The sequence below is a fragment of the Thioclava sp. NS-SX20 genome, assembly GCF_057380695.1.
In genome coordinates this window covers 219889-238472 of sequence record NZ_CM170816.1, presented here as the reverse complement: position 1 = coordinate 238472, position 18584 = coordinate 219889, and the positions used below count along the sequence as shown (strand labels likewise).

The following is an 18584-nucleotide window of genomic DNA, read 5'->3' as shown; positions in this document are numbered from 1 at the left end:
TTCGTGATCACATAGAGACCATGACAACCATCTCCACACGCCAGATCGACACCGCCGTCCACGATAAACTGTATCGTCGGTTGCGGATGCAGATCATGCATGGGGAAATCCCCCCCGGAACACCGCTGACATTGCGTGGTCTGGCCAAGGAGAACGGTGTGTCGATGACCCCCGTGCGCGAGGCCCTGCGGCGGCTGGTGGCCGAGGGCGCGCTGTTCCTTTCGGCGTCGGGGCGCGTGATTACCCCCTTGCTGTCGAATGACCGGATCGAGGAGCTGGCCGCCTTGCGCGCGCTGATCGAGCCTGAGCTGGCCTCGCGCGCCCTGCCCCGTGCGCATATGGCGCTGATCGACCGGCTGACGACGATCAATCACGCCAATGCGGAAGCTGTCGTGAAAATGGATGCGATCGGCTATATCCGGACCAATCTGGAATTCCACCGTACCCTGTATCTGCGCGCACAGGCGCCGGCCATTCTGGCGGTGATCGAAACGGTCTGGCTACAGCTCGGGCCGACCATGCGGGCGGTGTATAACCAGATGCAGCGCAACGAACCTCCGCGCCATCACCGGCTTATTCTGGCCGCGCTACGGGCGGGCGACGAACCCGGTCTCCGGCTGGCAGTGCGCACCGATGTCACCCAAGGGCTGCGGCATCTGGCGCAATAGCCGCGCAGGCGCGCGCCGGAAATGCCGCCCAAGCCACAGATCGCTGCGACCTATCCCGCTGATGCAAAGCGCATTTGCATTCCTGAGGGGTTCCCATTTCTATCGCAACATGTCTTAAGGCCCGCAACAAAACGGGACATGACGAGTATGAACAGTAGATTGACCGAAGACGAGCGCAAAACGCTCGAGATGAACGTCTTGATGACGCCGGATATGGCCAATTTCTCGGGCAAGGTGCATGGGGGCGCATTGCTGGCAGAGCTGGACCGTGTCGCGTTTACTCTGGCCTCCCGCTATTCGGGGTCCTATGCGGTGACGCTGTCGGTGGATCAGGTGACCTTCAAACAACCCATCCTCGTCGGCGAGCTGGTGCGTTTTCAGGCGGCCGTAAACCATACGGGCCGCTCCTCGATGGAAATCGGGATCCGCGTCGAGGCTGAGAACATCACCGCAGGCCGCCGCCGTCACACCAATAGCTGCTATTTCACGATGGTCGCCGTGGACGAAATCGGCAAGCCCGTCGAGGTGCCGAAACTGACCCCGCAGACGGAGGAAGAGCAGCATCGCTGGGATGCCGCAGAACTGCGCCGCGATCTGCGCAAAGAACATGCCGTGCGCATGGAAGAAGCATCCGCCAAGGTTAAATAACCCCTTGGTGTCATAGTCGAAAAAGGCGCCCTTTCAGGCGCCTTTTCTGTTAGAAATAGCTGCGGACCAACGCATCCGAGATCAGCACCCATCCATTGGCCACCACAAAGAAGGCCAGCTTGAAGGGTAAGGATACGACCGCAGGCGGGACCATCATCATCCCCATCGACATCAGCACCGCCGATACCACAAGGTCGATCACCAGAAACGGGATATACACCAGAAACCCGATCTGGAAAGCGCGCGCGATCTCCGACAGCATGAAGGAGGGCACCAGCGTCGACAGCGGGACATCCGGCGACAGAACCAGTGTGGCCTCCGGCGAACGCAGCTGGGCCAGCGACGCGAAGGTTTCAGGATTGGTTCGCCCTGCCATAAAGACGCGGAACGGCGCGATGGCTTTTTCCAATGCGGGCATCATATCCAGCTCGCCATTCATCAGCGGCGAAATCCCGTTGGTATAGGACTCCATAAATGTCGGTTCCATGATGAACCACGTCAAAAACAGGGCCAGCGAAATGATCAGCATGTTCGGCGGTGCCTGCTGTAGACCAATGGCCTGACGCAGGATGGAAAGCACCGTCACGATAAAGGGAAAGCAGGTCACCATGATCATGATGCCCGGAGCCAGACTGAGCAGGGTAACGGCTGAAATCAGCAGGACCGAGCTTCCGGTCAGGCTATTCTCGCCACCGAAATCAAGCGTGACTTCCTGCGCCATCGTCGGCAGCGCAGAAAGCATTAACGTTAATGCCCCGTAGAGGGCGAGCCGTGACATCTGCATGTCACAGCCCGTTTTGCAGATCGATCACTTCCGTCAAGCGGACCCCGAGCTGGCCGGCATGCTCCCCCTGCATCTCGGTGAGTTCCCCGCGCGCAATCAGCTTATCTCCCACATACAACTCCACAGGATCATCCACGCGGCTATCCAGCGGCATAACGGAATCGCGCTTCATCCGCAGCAGGTCACGCACCATCGGGCGGGCCTTCCCGACCGAAATCGTGATTTCAATCGGAACTTGGGTAAACGGGTTCGAGGAATGGGTTGCTGCCTCAGTCATTCTTTTGCTCCTTCTGGACCGCGCCAAAATAGCTGGCGATCGCATCTCCGATCAGTGCGATGACACCGTCGAGATCGATATGCGTTTCTTTGCCACCGAAGCGCAGATACACCTGCCCCTCGCCTAGCGTTTCTTCTGCAACAAATGTCAGGGGTAGGCTTTTCTCTTGCGAGAGAAGCTCTTGCACCTGTTCGATGCTGTTTGGATTAACCACGACCGTCAAAGGCGTATCTGCCAGCCCGTCGGCCAAAGGCATGACCTGTTCTGCAATGGTCTGCGCCAGCGTCTGACGCGCGACAACCGGAAGCACCTTTGCCGTCATATCGACAAGCAGCGGCCTCATCGCGTCCAGAACATGCTGCCGCGCCTCGTGGAAGGTGAAAGACAGTGCCTGAAGGTTTTGCCCCAGATCGGCCCGCAAACGCGCCTGTTCGGCATTCTGCGCGGCCACCGCATCTTCCCAACCGGCGGAATAGCCTTTCTCGAAGGCCGCGAGCTTGATTTCCTCCAGCTCGCCATGATCGATCGTGACAGATTGCGGTACACGGGATGTGGTCTCAAACGATTCCAGTTCGAAGCGTTGCATCACGCGCGTTCCTCCTTCTCATCCATCCAGCTGCGCAGGATCTCTACAGTCTCGTCGCGGCGTTCCTCGATCAGGCGCTTCAGGCGATCCACTGGATCCGCATTATTTTCGGCATCATCGAAAGCATTCCCCATCGCGAAGGGCAGATCGAAGCCAAGGTCGTCTCCGCCGCCCAAGCCGGACACCAGCGGCATATCATCGGGAACATCATCCCCATCCGCGATCTCGCCAGTCAGGGCATTCGGATCCCCGACGGAAGACGGCAACTGTTCGACCTGACGGCGCTGGGTCAGGATCGGCTTCATCACGAAGAGACCAAGGATCAATGCGACAACCGCAAGAACGCCCAGCTGGATCAGTTGCATTACATCCAGATTCTGCCCGCCCATAAAGCCGACAGATGTCGCCTCGGTGCCCTGAACCGTCAGCGGCTCGAACTGCATGCTTTGCAGCGTGATCACATCGCCGCGGCTTTCATCGAACCCGACAGCAGAGGCCACCAGCGCCTGCAATTGATCAAGTTCTGCCTGCGGTCGCGGCGTCCAGGTGACCGTGCCATCCGCACCCGTGGTCGGCAGACCATTCACCAGCACCGCGACGGTCAGGCGTGTCACCGTCCCGGGTTTGCGCAAGACTTCACGGCGGGTTTCAGACACATCGAAATTCGTCCGCTCTCGGGTTTGCGAGCTGTTACTCTGCGACTGACCGCCTGCATTGGCATTTCCGGTCGGGAGGTTCGAGGCCACAGTGACATTGGCAGGATCAGTCGACTGCGAGCTATCGCTTTGTTCCTGCGTATCGGTCGAAATGGCGATGCGGCTTGCAGGATCAATCGTGCGCTCGGTAATCGATTCGCTTTCGAGGGCGGTGCGCAGAGACACCTCGACCACGGCATTGCCCTGACCGACACGGGCCTCCAGCAGACGCTCGACATTTTTCTTCAGTTCCGCCGCGCGATCTTCCGTATTCTGGCTGAGATTCTCGTCATCCCCCGTCGAGATCAGGCCCCCGTTGGCATCGATAACAGACACATCTTCCGGCTTCATCCCGGTCACGGCAGAGGCCACCAGATATTTCAGAGCCCGCGCCTGCTGCTGGCTGATCGAGCCGGAAGTCGCCGTAATAAACACGGAAGCGGTAGGTTCGATACTGCGGCGGAAGGCATTGTCGGTGCCATGCGCAATATGCACACGCGCCGAGCGGATGCCGGGATTTGCAACGATCGTCCGCGCCAGCTCACCCTCTTTGGCGCGCCAATAGGCCGCATCGAACATCTGCGACGTCGTCCCGAAACCCGACATCGAATCAAGCAGCTCGTAGCCCGCGCCCCCCATTGCCGGAAGCCCTTCGGCAGCAAGGGTCATCCGCAGCTCATCGCGTCGTGTCGCGTCGACATAGATCGAATCGCCCCGAATTTCGTAGGCAACGCCGCGCTGCTCCAAAGCCGTCACGACTTCTCCCGAACTTTTTCCTTCCAGCCCTGCGTAAAGCAGCGAATAGGATGGCTTCGACGCCATACCAGAAAGAAGCAAGATCGCAGCAAAAACGATTCCGGTTGCTGCGAGCACGATGAAACGCCGCCGCGTATCCATTCCCTGCCAAACGGCCGTTACCTGTTCCAAGACGCACCTCCATGAGCGGACCTTCTGTCCAGTCGTCGCCTCATGTTTCACCGATCGCCCTTAACAATCGGTTAGTGGGTCTGGGTTTATTACGGTTTCAACGAAGTAATCGGAATGATCCCATGGCAGATGCAACAGCAGATCAGGTAGAAGGCTCAGAAGAGCCGAAGAAAAAGTCGAAACTTCCGCTTATTATCGGCCTTGTGCTGATGCTCCTTTTTGGTGGCGGCAGTTTCTTCGCAGTCTATTCAGGCATGATTCTTGGCGCACCCGAAGCCGAAGACGCCCATGCCGATGAACCCCCTCCACCGGCAGAGCTGCCGGATATTTCCTTTATCAAGCTTGATCCTATGGTCATCTCGCTTAGCGGTTCGAGTTCCCGCCACCTGCGCTTCAGTGCAGAGCTGGAAGTCCCGACGGCCTATCAGGCCGATGTCGAAAAGCTGCGTCCGCGGGTGATGGATGTTCTGAACGGGTATTTGCGCGCGGTCGAGCTGAGCCAGCTTGAAGACCGCACAGCCCTTATCAAGCTGCGCGCCCAGATGCTGCGCCGCATCCAGATCGTCACCGGCGAAGGCCGCGTCAACGATCTGCTCATCATAGAATTCGTGCTGAACTGAGGATTGTGATTATGGAACTTATCTCGAATATTTTGCTCATCGCCGGCGCGTTGGGGGCTGCGGTCTACTGTATCGTCCTGTCGCGCCGTCTCAAGAAATTCAATCAGCTTGAAAGTGGTATGGGCGGCGCGATTGCCGTGCTGTCCGCTCAGGTCGATGAAATGACCAAGGCACTGGAAAAAGCCCAGACCACGGCAAATACCTCCACAGAACAATTGCGCAACCTGACAAAGCGCGCGGAGATCGGGGCCGAAAAGCTTGAGATCATGCTGGCTTCGCTACACGACCTTCCCGCGCCGCCCCAAGCTGCGCCCCGCCCTGCGGCCAGCACCCCGCCCCTTGAGGTCGAGGAAGAGATCCCCACAGCAGCAGATGAAGCCGAATCGCCCAAACGTGCGCGGGTCGTGCGCCGCCGCCAACGCGAAAGCAATATTGAGGCCGCCGAATGAGCAAGACAGATCCGAAAGCGGCTCCTTCCGCCAAACCCGCCCCCCCGAAAGCCGCCAAAGGCCGGAAGGTCCAACGTAAACCCGCACATACCCTTCTGATTATCGCAACGCTCCTGGCAGGATCTGCGGCGGTCCGTATCGCTGCCGGGGCAGATACGGCTTTGGCAAAGGCCGCCGACCTTACCAACACGGTCGCGGCCCAGAACTGCACAACCGAAGAAGGCGTGATGGCACTTCTATCGGAGGTCAATGCCCGCTCGGGCAAGCTGGATGAACGCGAAGCATTGCTTGCAGACCGCGCCACTGCGATCAGCGTCGCGGAAGACAGGCTCAAGCAACGCATTCAAGAAATGAAAACCGCCGAAGAAGAGCTGGCCAAGACAGTCCAGATTGCAGATCGCGGTGCAGAAGACGATGTAACGCGCCTTGTGACTTTGTATGAAAACATGAAGCCAAAACAAGCGGTTCCACTTTTCGAGACAATGGCCCCCGAATTTGCTGCAGGATTTTTGGGGCGCATGCAGCCTGCCGCCGCCGCCTCTATCATGGCGGGGCTTTCCCCCGACACAGCCTATACGATCAGCGTTCTTATGGCTGGCCGGAACGCCAACGCGCCAAAAAGGTAAAGCGCGTCAGTAGTTTTTTAAACGTCCTTTGCGATGCTCACATCGTAACAATGGAGACGGACGATGATTGGCATAGTTGGAATCGTGATCATCTTCGCTATGGTATTTGGCGGCTATGTCGCTGCCGGTGGCAAGATGGGCATCATCTTGAAATCGTTGCCATTTGAGATGATCATGATCGGTGGAGCCGCGGTCGGGGCCTTCGTTCTGTCAAACGATATGGCCTCAATCAAACATGCGCTCAAGGACATCGGGAAAGTCTTCAAAGGCCCGAAATGGAAGCCGGATGACTATCGGGATCTCCTGTGTCTGCTGTTTGAGCTAATCCGGCTACAGCGGCAAAATCCTGTGGCCATTGAAGAGCATATCGAAGATCCGGAAAACTCCTCGATCTTCGGTAAATATCCGAAGATCCTTCATGATCATGAAGCAGTCGAAATGATTTGCGACACATTGCGCTCGGCCTCGATGAACTATGATGACCCCCATCAGGTGGAAGAGGTTCTCGAAAAACAGCTTGAGGCGAATTACCATCATGCCATGCATTCAAGCCACGCCATCCAGAACGTTGCGGACGCGATGCCGGCACTTGGGATCGTGGCAGCCGTGCTCGGTGTGATCAAGACCATGGGGTCCATCGACCAACCGCCAGAAGTTCTGGGTAAAATGATTGGCGGCGCGCTTGTCGGGACGTTTCTCGGTGTGTTTCTGGCCTATGGCTTCATTGGCCCCTTTGCCTCGCGCATCAAAGCGGTGGTGGATGAAGACTCGCATTTCTATAAATTGATCCGTGAAGTGCTTGTGGCAAACCTGCACAACCACGCAACGAATATCTGTATCGAAGTTGGCCGCCAGAATACGCCCCACCATATCCGCCCGAGCTTTTCTGCTCTGGAAGAGGCGCTTAAATCCGTAAAATCGGAGGCAGCATGAGGCATCTGTTTCTCGGCACACTGCTGACAACCATTGCGTCTGTTGCCGCAGCGCAGACCGTCACTGTACAATCGGGAGAACATCCCGATTTTACGCGGTTGGTCTTCCTGTTTCGCGGAAAAGTTGACTGGTCACTGGAACAAAATGAAAACGGCTACGCGTTTTCGGTCAACAAACCAGATGTAAAATACGATCTTTCCAAGGTTTTCTATTTTATTCCCCGCACGCGGATCAGTGAGTTGTATCCTGTCAATGGATCGTCTGCGCTGGATATTGCGACACCGGAAGGGATCGCGCTTACCGCCTTTGAGCTGGCCTCTGGGGCCGTGGTCGTTGATGCGCGTCTGGCCCCGCAGGAAGCCCCCGCCCGACCGCAGTCCCCCGCTGCGCCACAAATCGAAATCACCACCCCGATCCAAAACCCAAGCATTCCCGCGACACGAATCGCCCTGCCTGATCCCGATATCTACTGGCGTTTGTCCGAAACTCCGGCGGCACAAACACCGGGAACACCGGCACCCGTGAACGTCCGGCCCAGCGTCGAGCCCGCCCCCGCCCGCACGAAACAGGTTCCGCCGGTGCAGGGCGCTTTGGCGCTTGATCAGTTGATGGAAGAAAAAGACAAGCGCGTCTCTGAAGCAGAAACGCAGCTGTTGCATCAATTAAGCCGCGCAGCCTCGCAAGGGCTGATCGAGCTCGAATTGCCGACGATCCCCGACCCGGAACCCACCCCCGCCGCAGTCACCCCGCCCCCGCCGGAACCGACCCGCAAAACCGAGCATATCGCGATCCACTCGGAAACAGTGGTTGATCGGGATGCGGGCTCGTTACAGATGCAGTTCGGCGACATGCTGAATGACAGCCGCTGCGCACCGAATGCCGATTTTGCATTGCGCGAATGGTCCGAAGAAGGGGATCCTTTCGCCCTTATTTCCAGCCTTCGGCGTTCGCTGATCGGAGAGTTCGACAAGCCGAACGAACAAGGGGCATTGCGTTTGGCACAGACCTACCTGGCCTTTGGTTTCGGTGCCGAAGCGCAATCAATTCTGCAAAACTTCCCGATAGATCCGGAAGCGCAGGATGCTGTGAAGCTGATGGCGAATGTCATAGATGGCGAGCCGGTCTCTTCGGCCAACCCCTTGTTGGCGATGAGCGCGTGTGACGGTGCCGTTGCCTTCTGGGCAATGATGGGACAGGAGAAAAGCGACCCTCTCAGCGTCAATCTCAAGGCAGTCCAGCGGACATATTCGGATCTTCCGATCTCGCTGCGTCGCACTTTGGGCGTTCCTCTGGTCAACAAGCTGACAGCGCTGGGATATCCGGAAGAGGCTGAAACTGTTCGGTTTTCTCTGGAACGCGGCGAAAATGAGAAAAGCCTGCAAGCCGTTATGCTCGACGCGACAATCGACCACGGACATGCGGATGCGGCGGCAATCGAACAGAGCCTGAAACCGGTTGTCGAACGCGATAACGAAGATGCGGTCGTCGCGACACTCATGATCGCCGAAACCGCGTTCCGCGATCATCATCCGATGGATGAACTGGTTCTGGAAAATGCGGCCGCACTGGCAATCGAATTGCAGCCCTCACCCGACGCCGCCAAGCTGCTGCGCGCCGAGGCCTTGGGGCGCGCCAGCCGCTCGGACTGGAACGGCGCCATGACCACTTTGGCGAACTGGCCGAAAACACTGGATGCGCCTCTGCATGACGCGAGCCGCAAAATGATCCTACAACGCGCGATCCGCGATCTCGCGGATCAGGATCTTCTGGTCTTCTATTTCCAGCATAAGGACGTCATCGCCCAAGCAGGGCTGGACACGGCAGATTACCAGCTTATTGCCAAGCGCCTGATTGATCTGGGGCTGCCAAGCAATGTGCAGAGCCTGCTGCAATCGGATCAGCCTCTCTCTCCTGCATCGCGCCTTCTGATGGCGAAGGCAGCACTGCTGGAGCATGACGGCCCGGCGGCAATGACCTATGTCAGCGGGCTGGAAAGTGACGAGGCACAGGCGATCCGCGTGCAGGCGCAAAACTACTTTGCCGGCGGAGATGCCCTGAACCAAGGCGGCGCCGCCCCGCAGCTTTCGGATGAAAGTCCGGATAGCGCCTTGCGTCGTCGGGACTGGGCCGCGCTGGCGCAATCCGGATCGGCCTCGGAAAAAGCCTTTGTTCAGGCCTTTGATCTGGCCAATCCCTCGCCCGAGGCCCCCGCTGATGGAGAACTATCCAATGCGCAGCGCCTTCTTAACCAGAGTGCGGAAGAACGAGACGCGCTCAGCCAGCTTCTTGAGAGCCTGAACTGACCACAATAGGTGCCTGTCTCAAACAGATAGGCGCCTATGCCCTTTCCACTGCAACAAGCTGCGCGGGGATCAAGCCGCGCAGCGCATTGCCAATCCAGAAGCCATCACGCAGGTCGCTCGGGGCAAGATCATCCTCATAAGCGTGGCCCGCTTCCAAAAGACTTTGCCGTAGAACCCCCGGCAGAAGTCCCGCCGCGCAAGGTGGCGTCCGCAGTTTTTGCAGCTCGCCAACAAATATATTGGTGATCGTGCCCTCGCAAAGCCGCCCCTGCTCATTCAGGAAAATCCACTCGTCGATCCCCTGCGGCAAGTTGGCGCGGAACGTGTCATAGAGCCCCCGCTGGGTTGTCTTGACAGATAGCCAAGGATCATCCGAACGCAGCATCTGCGGGGCAATCGCGACGTTCCAGACCGTCTTCGTAGCAGGCAAATCCGCAAAGCCCAATGTCGGCCTGCCGGCCAGATCCACGGTCAGCCGCCCCCTCAATACCCCCTCTTTCGGCAATGCGGCCAAGGCCGCCTGCACAGCCTTGGCATCAAAGGGTATCTCGAGTTTCAGGCAGGTTCGCTGCAATCTGGCCAGATGGAGCGGCCAGAAGGCGATATGCCCCGCATCCACACGGAAGGTTTCGATAACGTTCAGATCGGGCGGACAGGTCCGGCATAGCGACTTTTCCATAGCGCTTCCTCATATTCGGCCTCGGCGCGGCTGTCATAGACGATCCCGCCCCCGACATTTAGCGTGACCTCTTCCGCTTCGCAGCGCAATGTGCGGATCGCCACATTGAAGCGCATCCCCCCATCCGGTGCCATCCAGCCGATAGCCCCGCAATAGGCCCCGCGCGCCCAGGGTTCGAGATCGCGGATAATTTGCATGGCACGGATTTTCGGCGCGCCCGTGATGGAGCCACAGGGAAAGAGCGCCTTGATAATCTCTGCCGCGCCACTCTCGGGCCATAACCGCGCCTCGACCGTTGAAACCATCTGATGGACAGTGGGATAGGTTTCTATCCTGAACAGCTCGGGCACCTTGACGCTGCCCAGCCGCGACACACGCGACAGGTCATTGCGCAGCAGATCAACGATCATCAGATTCTCGGCGCGATCCTTCTCGGAGGAGTACAAGTCCTCGATCTGCGCCTGATCGGAGAGCGGATCGGCCTCTCGCGGACGGGTTCCTTTCATCGGGCGCGTCCGGATCTTTCCCTCCGGCTCGATCTCGAAAAACAGTTCCGGCGAGCGGGATACATATTGCACATCGCCCAAATCCAGAAAGGCCCCATGCGGCATGGGGGCGTGCTGCGACATACGGGCGTAAAGCGCCTCGGCCTGCCCCGAAAGACGGCCCCGAATGGGAAAGGTCAGATTGACCTGATAGCAATCTCCCGCGCGGATATGTTCGGCCAAACGGTCGAATGCCCGTGCGTGATCGGCCGCCGACCAGAGCGGCACCAGATCGTGCACATGCGCCTCGCCGGTCTGCGGCGCGGCAACCCGCGGCGCGGGATAGGCCGCCATCGCAATCAGCGGATCACGCCGTTCCTGGGGCAGAAGCGCGGCGAGTTTCTCGGAGAAGCAATAGCCCAACTCGTAGGAAAACAGCCCCGCCAGCCAGAACCCTTCAGCCCGCAACCGCTCGATCCGCGCCAGAACTGCGGGAACCTCTTCGGGACTGTCGGCCCGTAAAATCTCGGCTGGCGCGTCAAAACACGTCTCTTTCCCCAGCGGGCCGCACTCAAATAAAACCTTCATCAGACATCCCTGCCGCGCATTCCCTGCCTAATTCGCAGCTAGGGAAAACCGGTCAAGACCGAAACCGACATTTTAGCGCCAAAAGAGGGATTTCATTCACGTTGCACCCCGTTTCTTGCATGCTATCAAGGCAAGGCGAGAGAAACGGTGCCCCCGATGTCCGACATTATTCGCCTGATCTTACCGATTTACATCCTGATTGTGGTGGGCTTCGTCCTGATCCGCATCCGCTATATCGCGGCGACAGATCTGCGCGGCGCAGGGCGGCTGGTGATCCGGTTTTTCCTGCCGCTTGTGGTTTTTGCAGCCGTTGCGGCCGGAGATCATGACACGGCGCTGCATCCGGCTATTTTCATTTCCTACACGATCGGGTCACTGCTAAGCTACGGGCTGGGCTATGGCACAGCCTTGCTTGCAGGCAAGCCCCACGGCGTGCGCGCCTTCGAGGCAATGGGGTGTTCGTGCTCGAATTCGGCCTTTTTCGGCCTGCCGATCTCGACCTTCGTTTTCGGCCAGCAGATCGCTTTCGACATTTTCGCGATGGCACTTCTGATCGAAAACCTCATTATCACGCCATTGGCGGTCAGCGTGATCGAGGTGGAAAGCGGCCTGACATGGGCCAAGCTGCGGCGCCTGTTTGCCGGAATCCTGACCAACCCGCTGTTGATCGGTGCCCTGTCGGGACTGGTCTGGAAAGCGACGGGGCTCGGGCTGCCCACGGTGCTTCTGGAGGCGATCCGGCTGATGACCCCCGTGGCCGCGCCGATTGCCTTGCTGGCAGTTGGCGGCGCGGTGGCAGAGCTATCGCTCAAGACGTTCCGTTGGGGCGTGATCCGGATCACCCTTTGCAAACTGCTGGGCCATCCGCTGCTGGTCGGCGCAACCAGCCTGCTGTTTTTAGGCACCCATAGCGATCTGGGCACATTGCAAGCCGCAGCCATCGTCAATGCCGCCCTGCCCATGATGTCGGTCTATATGCTTTTCGGTATCCGCTTCCACCGCGAGGATGTTGCGGCCACGGCGCTGATTACCGCAACCGCGCTGTCCTTCTTCACGCTTTCGGCGCTCCTTTACCTGCTGCGCTAGCCCATAGCCCAGCCATGCTGCAAAAAACGGCATCCGCCCCCAATTCATCCGACCCTCTTTATCGGAATGAGCAGGTTTACCGATACATCATCAGGTCAGCGCATAAAATGACGCCATTTCGCGAAGCGTGGGTTGTCAAACGTTTCAATTCATAGATTTTTTGATAAGGTAGGATTTCAACAAAAGACTCACCTTCCGCCACCGCCCTTATGGTCAACCTTGCGGCTTTTGTCGCTCGGCGGCAGTTTCCGTATCGCTTTTGTCCCGTTTTTCTACCTCATTGCCCGATAGCCAGTGCCCTGTTGATCAGACACGTCTTCGGAGTTTCCCTATGACATTGCACCGGCAAGATTTCGGACTGGTCCAATCCTATACGGGCGGTTTGCTTGCCCCCGAGGCCGCCCCAAGAGCACGCAGTTTCCGGACCGAAAGCACAGGCGGCCTCCCGTTCGGGATGGGGGCCATCGGCACGGATCAAGACGATCATGCCCATCGGCAATGGTGCGGGAATACGCCCCGCTATGTCGGTAGCGGCACGGCCACGGCCCTCATCACATTGCAAGGCTACCGCCTGACGACCGGAACGCCTGTCGATGTCAGCGCATGGGACGTGGCGGGCACCAGCTATGTCTGCTATCCGGACGCTGGTCCCGAAACGCTGCTTGCCGCGCTCCTCGAAGCCGCTTGTACCGATGCGGGTCTATGCGGCCTCGGTATTGCGGCACTCCGACGCCTGATCCTGGCAGACGCGCGGTTGCAATTTACCCTCAGCAACCAGAATGCATTGCGGTTTCCCCTATGTTTCGGGGCGGGCACACTGATCGACACACTCTATGGGCCGCGCCCTGTTGAAACGCTCCAAAAGGGGGATTTCGTGCAGACCGCCGATCACGGGCCGCAACCGATCCTCTGGATCGGGCATCGCCGTGTCGAGGCGAAAGACCGTTTTGCGCCCATCCGTTTTGCCGCAGGGACGCTTGGCAACACGCAGCCGCTTGAGGTGTCGCAACAGCACCGGATGCTGATGCGCGGCTGGCAGGCCGAATGTCTGTTTGACGAGGACGAGGTGCTTGTCTGCGCAAGCGATCTCCAGAACGACCGCACGATCTATATCCGGCAAGGCGGGATGGTCGATTATTTCCATCTGCTCTTCGACACCCACGAAATCATCTCGGCCAATGGCATTCCGTCCGAAAGCTTCCACCCCGGTCAGGCCGGACTGGCCAGTCTGCAACAGCCACAGCGTCGCGCTTTCCTGCAGCTTTTCCCAGAGCTTGCCGCATCGCCGCCCGCGCTTGCCCGCCCCTGTCTGACCGCGCATGAGGGCCGAATGCTTGCCGATTATCTGGGCCTGTAAAACAAAACCGCCCCCGAGGGGGCGGCGATGTCAATCATCCATTTTGAGCGCGGCGATAAAGGCCGATTGCGGAATTTCGACCTTGCCGAACTGCCGCATCTTCTTCTTACCGGCTTTCTGCTTTTCAAGCAGCTTCTTCTTCCGCGTCGCGTCCCCGCCATAACATTTGGCGGTCACGTCCTTGCGCATGGCCGAAAGGGTCTCGCGCGCGATCACGCGGGCACCGATCGCGGCCTGAATCGGGATCTTGAACATGTGACGCGGGATCAGGTCTTTCAGCTTCTCGCACATCGCACGGCCACGCGCTTCTGCACGGTCGCGATGGACCATGATCGCCAGCGCATCCACCGGCTCGTCATTCACGAGGATCGACATTTTCACAAGGAAATCCTCACGATAGCCGATCAGCTGATAATCGAAGGACGCATAGCCCTTGGTCACCGATTTCAGACGGTCATAAAAGTCGAAGACCACCTCGGACAGCGGCAGGTCATAAACCGCCATCGCGCGCGAGCCCGCATAGGTCAGGTCCATCTGGATCCCGCGACGGTCCTGACACAGCTTGAGCACATCGCCCAGATATTCGTCGGGCACCATGATCGTGGCCTTGATACGCGGCTCTTCGATATGGTCGACATAGGTCAGATCCGGCATATCCGCGGGGTTATGCAGGTCGATGACCTCGCCATCCTTCATATGCAGCTTGAACACCACCGAGGGCGCCGTTGTGATCAGGTCCAGATCATATTCGCGTTCCAGACGGTCGCGGATCACCTCGAGGTGCAAAAGACCAAGGAAGCCACACCGGAAGCCGAACCCAAGCGCCGCCGAGGTCTCCATCTCGGCACTGAAGGACGCATCATTCAGCTGAAGCTTTTCGATCGCGTCACGCAAGGCCTCGAAATCGGCAGCATCAACGGGGAACAGACCACAGAACACCACCGGAATCGATGGTTTGAAGCCCGGAAGCGGTTGCGCACAGGGCTTTTTGTCATGGGTGATCGTATCGCCCACCTTGGTGTCGCGCACCTGCTTGATCGAGGCGGTAAACACCCCGATCTCGCCCGGACCCAGCTCGGCAATATCGACCATCTGCGGTTTGAGCACGGACAGGCGGTCCAGCTTATAGGTGGCGCCCGTCTTCATCATCTTGATCTGGTCGCCCTTCTTGATCACGCCATCCATGACGCGGATCAGAACGACAACGCCCAGATAGCTGTCATACCAGCTATCGACCAGCATGGCCTTCAGCGGTGCGTCCCGCTCGCCCTTGGGCGCGGGCAGACGGTGGACAATGGCTTCCAGCACATCGGGGATACCAAGGCCGGTCTTGGCCGAGATTTCCACGGCATCCGACGCATCGATGCCGATCACGTCTTCGATGTTTTCCTTCACCCGTTCCGGATCAGCGGCGGGGAGGTCGATCTTGTTGAGGACCGGCACAATTTCATGGTCGGCATCAATGGCCTGATAGACGTTGGCCAGCGTCTGCGCCTCGACGCCCTGCGAGGCATCGACCACCAGAAGCGAGCCCTCAACGGCCTGCATAGAGCGCGAGACCTCATAGGCGAAGTCGACGTGGCCGGGGGTGTCGATCAGGTTCAGGATGTAGGTTTTGCCATCCTTCGCCGGATATTCGATCCGGACAGAGTTCGCCTTGATCGTAATACCGCGCTCGCGCTCGATATCCATCGCATCAAGAAGCTGCGCCTTCATGTCACGTTCGGCCACCGTCCCGGTCATCTGGATGAGCCGGTCGGCGAGAGTGGATTTACCGTGGTCGATATGCGCCACGATGGAGAAATTGCGAATACGGTCGAGATCGGTCATGGCGCGCGATATATATAGGTTTCGACGTTGCGGGAAGAGAAATTCACAGGGCAGGCCCTAAGCTACCCGAGAATGACCCGCTATGGCCTGTGGAAAAGTGTTTGGCAAGCCTTCCGCGCATGTCACGGGGCCAATTCATGCGAATCCATTGACCTTTCGCGAAGGCCGCGCAAGTTAAGGCAGGTATCATCCCAAGGAGACCGCCATGATCCTGTCCGTGCCCACTATGACCTGCAACCATTGCAAAGCGGCTGTCGAAAGCGCCATCGAAGAGGTTGGCGGCAAGGCGGACGTCTTTCTGGAAGACAAAGAGGTCGAAGTCACCGGCCTGCCCCCCGAGACCGTTCTGGCAGCCCTGAAAGGCGCGGGCTATCCGGCAGAAATCGTCGAATAAGACTTCACGTTCCGGCGAGCGGCACATGTGAGCTTTGAGATGTCATTCATATTTTGTTAACTATCTTGGCAAATTAAAGATGTGCGAGCAGCGCCCATAAAATCGACCCAAAAACATCGAGGCAGAGCATGAAAAACGTCATCCGGATCGCAACCACTGCGTTCACCCTGAGCCTGTGCATGGGCTCCATCGCCAAGGCCGGCCCGCTGGACCGCGCCTGCCAGCAAGGCGGACGCACCTCGAATTCCGAGCTGTGCAGCTGCATCCAGAATGTCGCGGACATCACGCTCAGCAATAGCGACCAACGCCGCGCCGCCAAGTTTTTCACCGACCCCGACAAAGCCCAGGAGGTCCGCACCTCCAGCCGCCCCTCCGATACGGACTTCTGGGCGCGCTACAAGAATTTCGTTTCTGCGGCAGAGGGCTATTGCGGCTAAGCTGCATCGCTCTGCATATGGATCGGGCCGGTTTTCCGGCCCGTTTTCGTCTCAGCCCCGCGCCTGAAGACGCTCTATCACATGCCGGGACCCCGCCTCGATCAGGTGCAGGACCCCGTCGAAATCACGGGTATAATAGGGATCCGGCACCTCGCCCGCGGCCAGATCCTCCGGCAGGAACAGCCGCAGCTCCGCCCCGCCAGAGCGCGGCGCCAAAGCGCGGGCATCCGCCAGATTTTGCCGGTCCATCGCCAGAATCAGATCGAATCGGGTAAAATCCGCAGCCTGCAACTGGCGGGCGCGCAAATCCGACAGATCATAGCCACACGCCCGTGCCGCAGCTTGCATCGGGCCATAGGGCGGTTCGCCCACATGCCAGCCACCGGTGCCCGCCGAATCGGTGACCACCGCCAGACCCGCCTCCCGCGCCATATCGCGAAACACGCCTTCGGCGGCAGGGGAGCGGCAGATATTGCCTAAGCATAGAAACAGGATACGCATAGGAGGACCCTAAAGCAGGAGAATACTATGGCCAAGCCCGTACAGAAGATCGTGATTCTCACCGGTGCCGGTATTTCCGCCGAAAGCGGCATCCGCACCTTCCGCGCGTCGGACGGGCTATGGGAAGATCACCGGATCGAGGATGTGGCCACGCCGGAAGGGTTCGAGGCCGACCCGGAGCTGGTGCATGAATTCTACAACATGCGCCGCGCGGCCTCCAGTGCCGCCCGGCCCAATGCCGCCCATATCGCGCTGGCCAGACTTGCGGCCGACCCGCGCTATGAGGTGCTGATTGTCACGCAGAATGTGGATGACCTGCATGAAAGAGGCGGTTCGCAAAATGTCATCCATATGCATGGCAGCCTGTATGGCGCGCTGTGCCATGCCTGCGGCGCACGCTGGCCCGCGCCCGAGGTGATGCAGGCCAGCACCCCCTGCCCCGAATGCGGCCAGCGCGCCACCCGCCCCGATATCGTCTGGTTCGGCGAGATGCCCTACCGCATGGACGAAATCTGGACGGCCCTGCGCGCCGCGGACCTGTTCGTCTCGATCGGGACCTCGGGCAATGTCTATCCGGCGGCGGGGTTCGTACAGGATGCTTCGCGGGCCGGAGTGGCCACGCTGGAACTGAACCTTGACCCCTCTTCGGGGACGTCACGTTTTGACGAATCCCGTCATGGTCCTGCCACAGAACTTGTGCCAGACTGGGTGGACAAGCTGCTGGCATAGGCAAACTGCGCAAAAACCTGCAGGGGAGGCGGCGTATTCAGCGATGAATCGCTTGACCTGAGCCGCGTTTGCTCGTATTTCCCGCGGACAGAATTCTGGGCGCTGCTCTTGCGGCGCCTTCATATGTTGCGAAAACGGGCGATCTTCGCCCATATGGAAACAAAGGATGATGCCATGTCGCGCGTTTGCGAACTAACCGGCAAAGGCCCGATGACGGGCAACACTGTAAGCCACGCGAACAACAAGTCGCGTCGCCGCTTCCTGCCGAACCTCAATGATGTAAGCCTGATCTCCGAGACCCTCGGTCAGTCGTTCAAGCTGCGCGTCTCGGCTCATGGCCTGCGCTCGGTCGACCACCGTGGCGGTCTGGATGCGTTCCTTGCCAAAGCAAAAGACGCAGACCTGTCGGTCAACGCTCTGAAAATCAAAAAGGCCATCGTCAAGGCACAGGCAGCAGCCTGATCCCCGCGATCCTGACGGATTTCCGAACCCCGTGCCTCAGGCGCGGGGTTTTTCATTACGACGACACGGCCAAGTTGATTGAAATCATTTGGCCGGCAGGATGGCACATCCTATAACCCGTTCCATGAGAATGCTGCGGCAACTGCCCTTTCTGATCCTTTTTCTGGCAGCTGTCTTCGCGCTGACCAGCGTTGAATTCGCGTCAGCACGTGGCCAGACCCGTGCGGCAGGCCAGATCGTGCTCTGTAGCGGTCAGGGGCTGGTCACTGTTACGGTCGACGCCAATGGCACGCCGATTCGCCATGTGAAGATCTGTCCGGATATGGCGTTGGCGCTTCTGGCATCGCTTGTACCGACAGCGCCGGCGCTTATCCGCCCCGAGGGCATGCACCGTTTCGCCCCTGCCCCGATCACGGCGCGCCTGCGCGGCACGCATTCCGTTCCTCCCAAAGCGCGCGATCCTCCTGCCTCGGTCGTCTGACATCCGTTTCTGTTACCGACACCCGACGCGATCTTTCAG

22 protein-coding genes are annotated in these 18584 nt (G+C 59.0%); 14 read left to right on the top strand and 8 right to left on the bottom strand.

Annotated features, from left to right (window positions below):
* Positions 1-20: 20 nt before the first annotated feature.
* Complete coding sequence (locus tag AC2ISB_RS01140) at positions 21-668, top strand: GntR family transcriptional regulator (protein WP_339109016.1); 648 nt, start codon at positions 21-23, stop codon at positions 666-668.
* A 147-nt stretch (positions 669-815) separates the two neighbouring features.
* Positions 816-1316, top strand: a complete 501-nt coding sequence (locus AC2ISB_RS01135; RefSeq protein ID WP_339109015.1) for an acyl-CoA thioesterase — start codon at positions 816-818, stop codon at positions 1314-1316.
* A 49-nt stretch (positions 1317-1365) separates the two neighbouring features.
* Here AC2ISB_RS01135 and fliP read toward each other — a convergent pair whose 3' ends face one another.
* The 4 genes from fliP to fliF are packed head-to-tail and all read right to left on the bottom strand — an operon-like array spanning position 1366 to position 4585.
* Positions 1366-2094 (bottom strand): flagellar type III secretion system pore protein FliP, encoded by a 729-nt coding sequence (gene fliP / locus AC2ISB_RS01130; RefSeq protein WP_486575653.1) that lies wholly within the window; start codon positions 2092-2094, stop codon positions 1366-1368.
* Positions 2095-2101: 7 nt separating this feature from the next.
* Entirely contained in the window at positions 2102-2377 is a 276-nt protein-coding gene (locus AC2ISB_RS01125) for a FliM/FliN family flagellar motor switch protein (RefSeq protein ID WP_339109013.1), read from the bottom strand.
* Entirely contained in the window at positions 2370-2963 is a 594-nt protein-coding gene (locus AC2ISB_RS01120) for a FliH/SctL family protein (protein ID WP_339109012.1), read from the bottom strand. The genes AC2ISB_RS01125 and AC2ISB_RS01120 overlap by 8 nt, the downstream gene beginning before the upstream one ends.
* The gene (gene fliF, locus AC2ISB_RS01115; protein ID WP_339109011.1) at positions 2963-4585 is read right to left on the bottom strand and encodes a flagellar basal-body MS-ring/collar protein FliF; all 1623 of its coding nucleotides are present in this window, start codon (positions 4583-4585) and stop codon (positions 2963-2965) included. The genes AC2ISB_RS01120 and fliF overlap by 1 nt, the downstream gene beginning before the upstream one ends.
* Positions 4586-4707: 122 nt before the next feature.
* Between fliF and AC2ISB_RS01110 the strand changes: the two genes are divergently transcribed.
* The 5 genes from AC2ISB_RS01110 (at position 4708) to AC2ISB_RS01090 (ending at position 9516) form a co-directional block, all read left to right on the top strand.
* Complete coding sequence (locus AC2ISB_RS01110) at positions 4708-5205, top strand: flagellar basal body-associated FliL family protein (protein ID WP_339109470.1); 498 nt, start codon at positions 4708-4710, stop codon at positions 5203-5205.
* A gap of 11 nt (positions 5206-5216) precedes the next feature.
* Positions 5217-5654 carry a hypothetical protein gene (locus tag AC2ISB_RS01105; protein WP_486575650.1) on the top strand — a complete coding sequence of 146 codons (438 nt, stop codon included), beginning with the start codon at positions 5217-5219 and terminating at the stop codon, positions 5652-5654.
* Between the two features lie 161 nt (positions 5655-5815).
* Positions 5816-6280, top strand: coding sequence for a MotE family protein (locus AC2ISB_RS01100; RefSeq protein WP_339109009.1), 465 nt, complete (start codon positions 5816-5818; stop codon positions 6278-6280).
* Positions 6281-6343: 63 nt separating this feature from the next.
* Entirely contained in the window at positions 6344-7213 is an 870-nt protein-coding gene (gene motA / locus AC2ISB_RS01095; RefSeq protein WP_339109008.1) for a flagellar motor stator protein MotA, read from the top strand.
* A complete protein-coding gene (locus AC2ISB_RS01090) occupies positions 7210-9516 on the top strand; it encodes a hypothetical protein (RefSeq protein WP_486575648.1) in 2307 nt (768 codons plus the stop codon). Before motA ends, AC2ISB_RS01090 begins: the two co-directional genes overlap by 4 nt.
* A 34-nt stretch (positions 9517-9550) precedes the next feature.
* On the opposite strand, the gene AC2ISB_RS01085 is transcribed toward AC2ISB_RS01090, so the two are convergent.
* Together AC2ISB_RS01085 and AC2ISB_RS01080 are read right to left on the bottom strand one after the other, a co-directional pair.
* Entirely contained in the window at positions 9551-10195 is a 645-nt protein-coding gene (locus AC2ISB_RS01085; RefSeq protein ID WP_486575646.1) for an aminotransferase class IV, read from the bottom strand.
* Entirely contained in the window at positions 10156-11268 is a 1113-nt protein-coding gene (locus tag AC2ISB_RS01080) for an aminodeoxychorismate synthase component I (RefSeq protein WP_486575644.1), read from the bottom strand. The genes AC2ISB_RS01085 and AC2ISB_RS01080 overlap by 40 nt, the downstream gene beginning before the upstream one ends.
* 156 nt (positions 11269-11424) lie before the next feature.
* Here AC2ISB_RS01080 and AC2ISB_RS01075 point away from each other — a divergent pair, with 156 nt between their 5' ends.
* Both AC2ISB_RS01075 and AC2ISB_RS01070 read left to right on the top strand, forming a co-directional pair.
* Positions 11425-12354 carry an AEC family transporter gene (locus tag AC2ISB_RS01075; protein WP_486575643.1) on the top strand — a complete coding sequence of 310 codons (930 nt, stop codon included), beginning with the start codon at positions 11425-11427 and terminating at the stop codon, positions 12352-12354.
* 331 nt (positions 12355-12685) lie between these two features.
* A complete protein-coding gene (locus tag AC2ISB_RS01070) occupies positions 12686-13711 on the top strand; it encodes a Hint domain-containing protein (RefSeq protein ID WP_486575641.1) in 1026 nt (341 codons plus the stop codon).
* 30 nt (positions 13712-13741) lie between these two features.
* Here AC2ISB_RS01070 and lepA read toward each other — a convergent pair whose 3' ends face one another.
* Complete coding sequence (gene lepA, locus AC2ISB_RS01065) at positions 13742-15541, bottom strand: translation elongation factor 4 (RefSeq protein WP_339109002.1); 1800 nt, start codon at positions 15539-15541, stop codon at positions 13742-13744.
* A 205-nt stretch (positions 15542-15746) separates the two neighbouring features.
* Between lepA and AC2ISB_RS01060 the strand changes: the two genes are divergently transcribed.
* Together AC2ISB_RS01060 and AC2ISB_RS01055 are read left to right on the top strand one after the other, a co-directional pair.
* Positions 15747-15935 carry a heavy-metal-associated domain-containing protein gene (locus AC2ISB_RS01060; protein WP_406720260.1) on the top strand — a complete coding sequence of 63 codons (189 nt, stop codon included), beginning with the start codon at positions 15747-15749 and terminating at the stop codon, positions 15933-15935.
* 128 nt (positions 15936-16063) lie between these two features.
* The gene (locus AC2ISB_RS01055) at positions 16064-16372 is read left to right on the top strand and encodes a hypothetical protein (protein ID WP_486575639.1); all 309 of its coding nucleotides are present in this window, start codon (positions 16064-16066) and stop codon (positions 16370-16372) included.
* 51 nt (positions 16373-16423) lie between these two features.
* Here the strand turns inward: AC2ISB_RS01055 and AC2ISB_RS01050 are convergent, their stop codons facing one another.
* Positions 16424-16873, bottom strand: coding sequence for a low molecular weight protein-tyrosine-phosphatase (locus AC2ISB_RS01050; RefSeq protein ID WP_339108999.1), 450 nt, complete (start codon positions 16871-16873; stop codon positions 16424-16426).
* A gap of 27 nt (positions 16874-16900) precedes the next feature.
* Here AC2ISB_RS01050 and AC2ISB_RS01045 point away from each other — a divergent pair, with 27 nt between their 5' ends.
* The 3 genes from AC2ISB_RS01045 to AC2ISB_RS01035 all read left to right on the top strand — a co-directional run bounded on the left by AC2ISB_RS01045 (position 16901) and on the right by AC2ISB_RS01035 (position 18545).
* A complete protein-coding gene (locus AC2ISB_RS01045) occupies positions 16901-17602 on the top strand; it encodes an NAD-dependent deacylase (protein WP_486575637.1) in 702 nt (233 codons plus the stop codon).
* 174 nt (positions 17603-17776) lie between these two features.
* Positions 17777-18064, top strand: coding sequence for a 50S ribosomal protein L28 (rpmB, locus tag AC2ISB_RS01040; RefSeq protein WP_339108997.1), 288 nt, complete (start codon positions 17777-17779; stop codon positions 18062-18064).
* 100 nt (positions 18065-18164) lie between these two features.
* Positions 18165-18545 carry a hypothetical protein gene (locus tag AC2ISB_RS01035; protein ID WP_486575635.1) on the top strand — a complete coding sequence of 127 codons (381 nt, stop codon included), beginning with the start codon at positions 18165-18167 and terminating at the stop codon, positions 18543-18545.
* Positions 18546-18584: the final 39 nt, after the last annotated feature.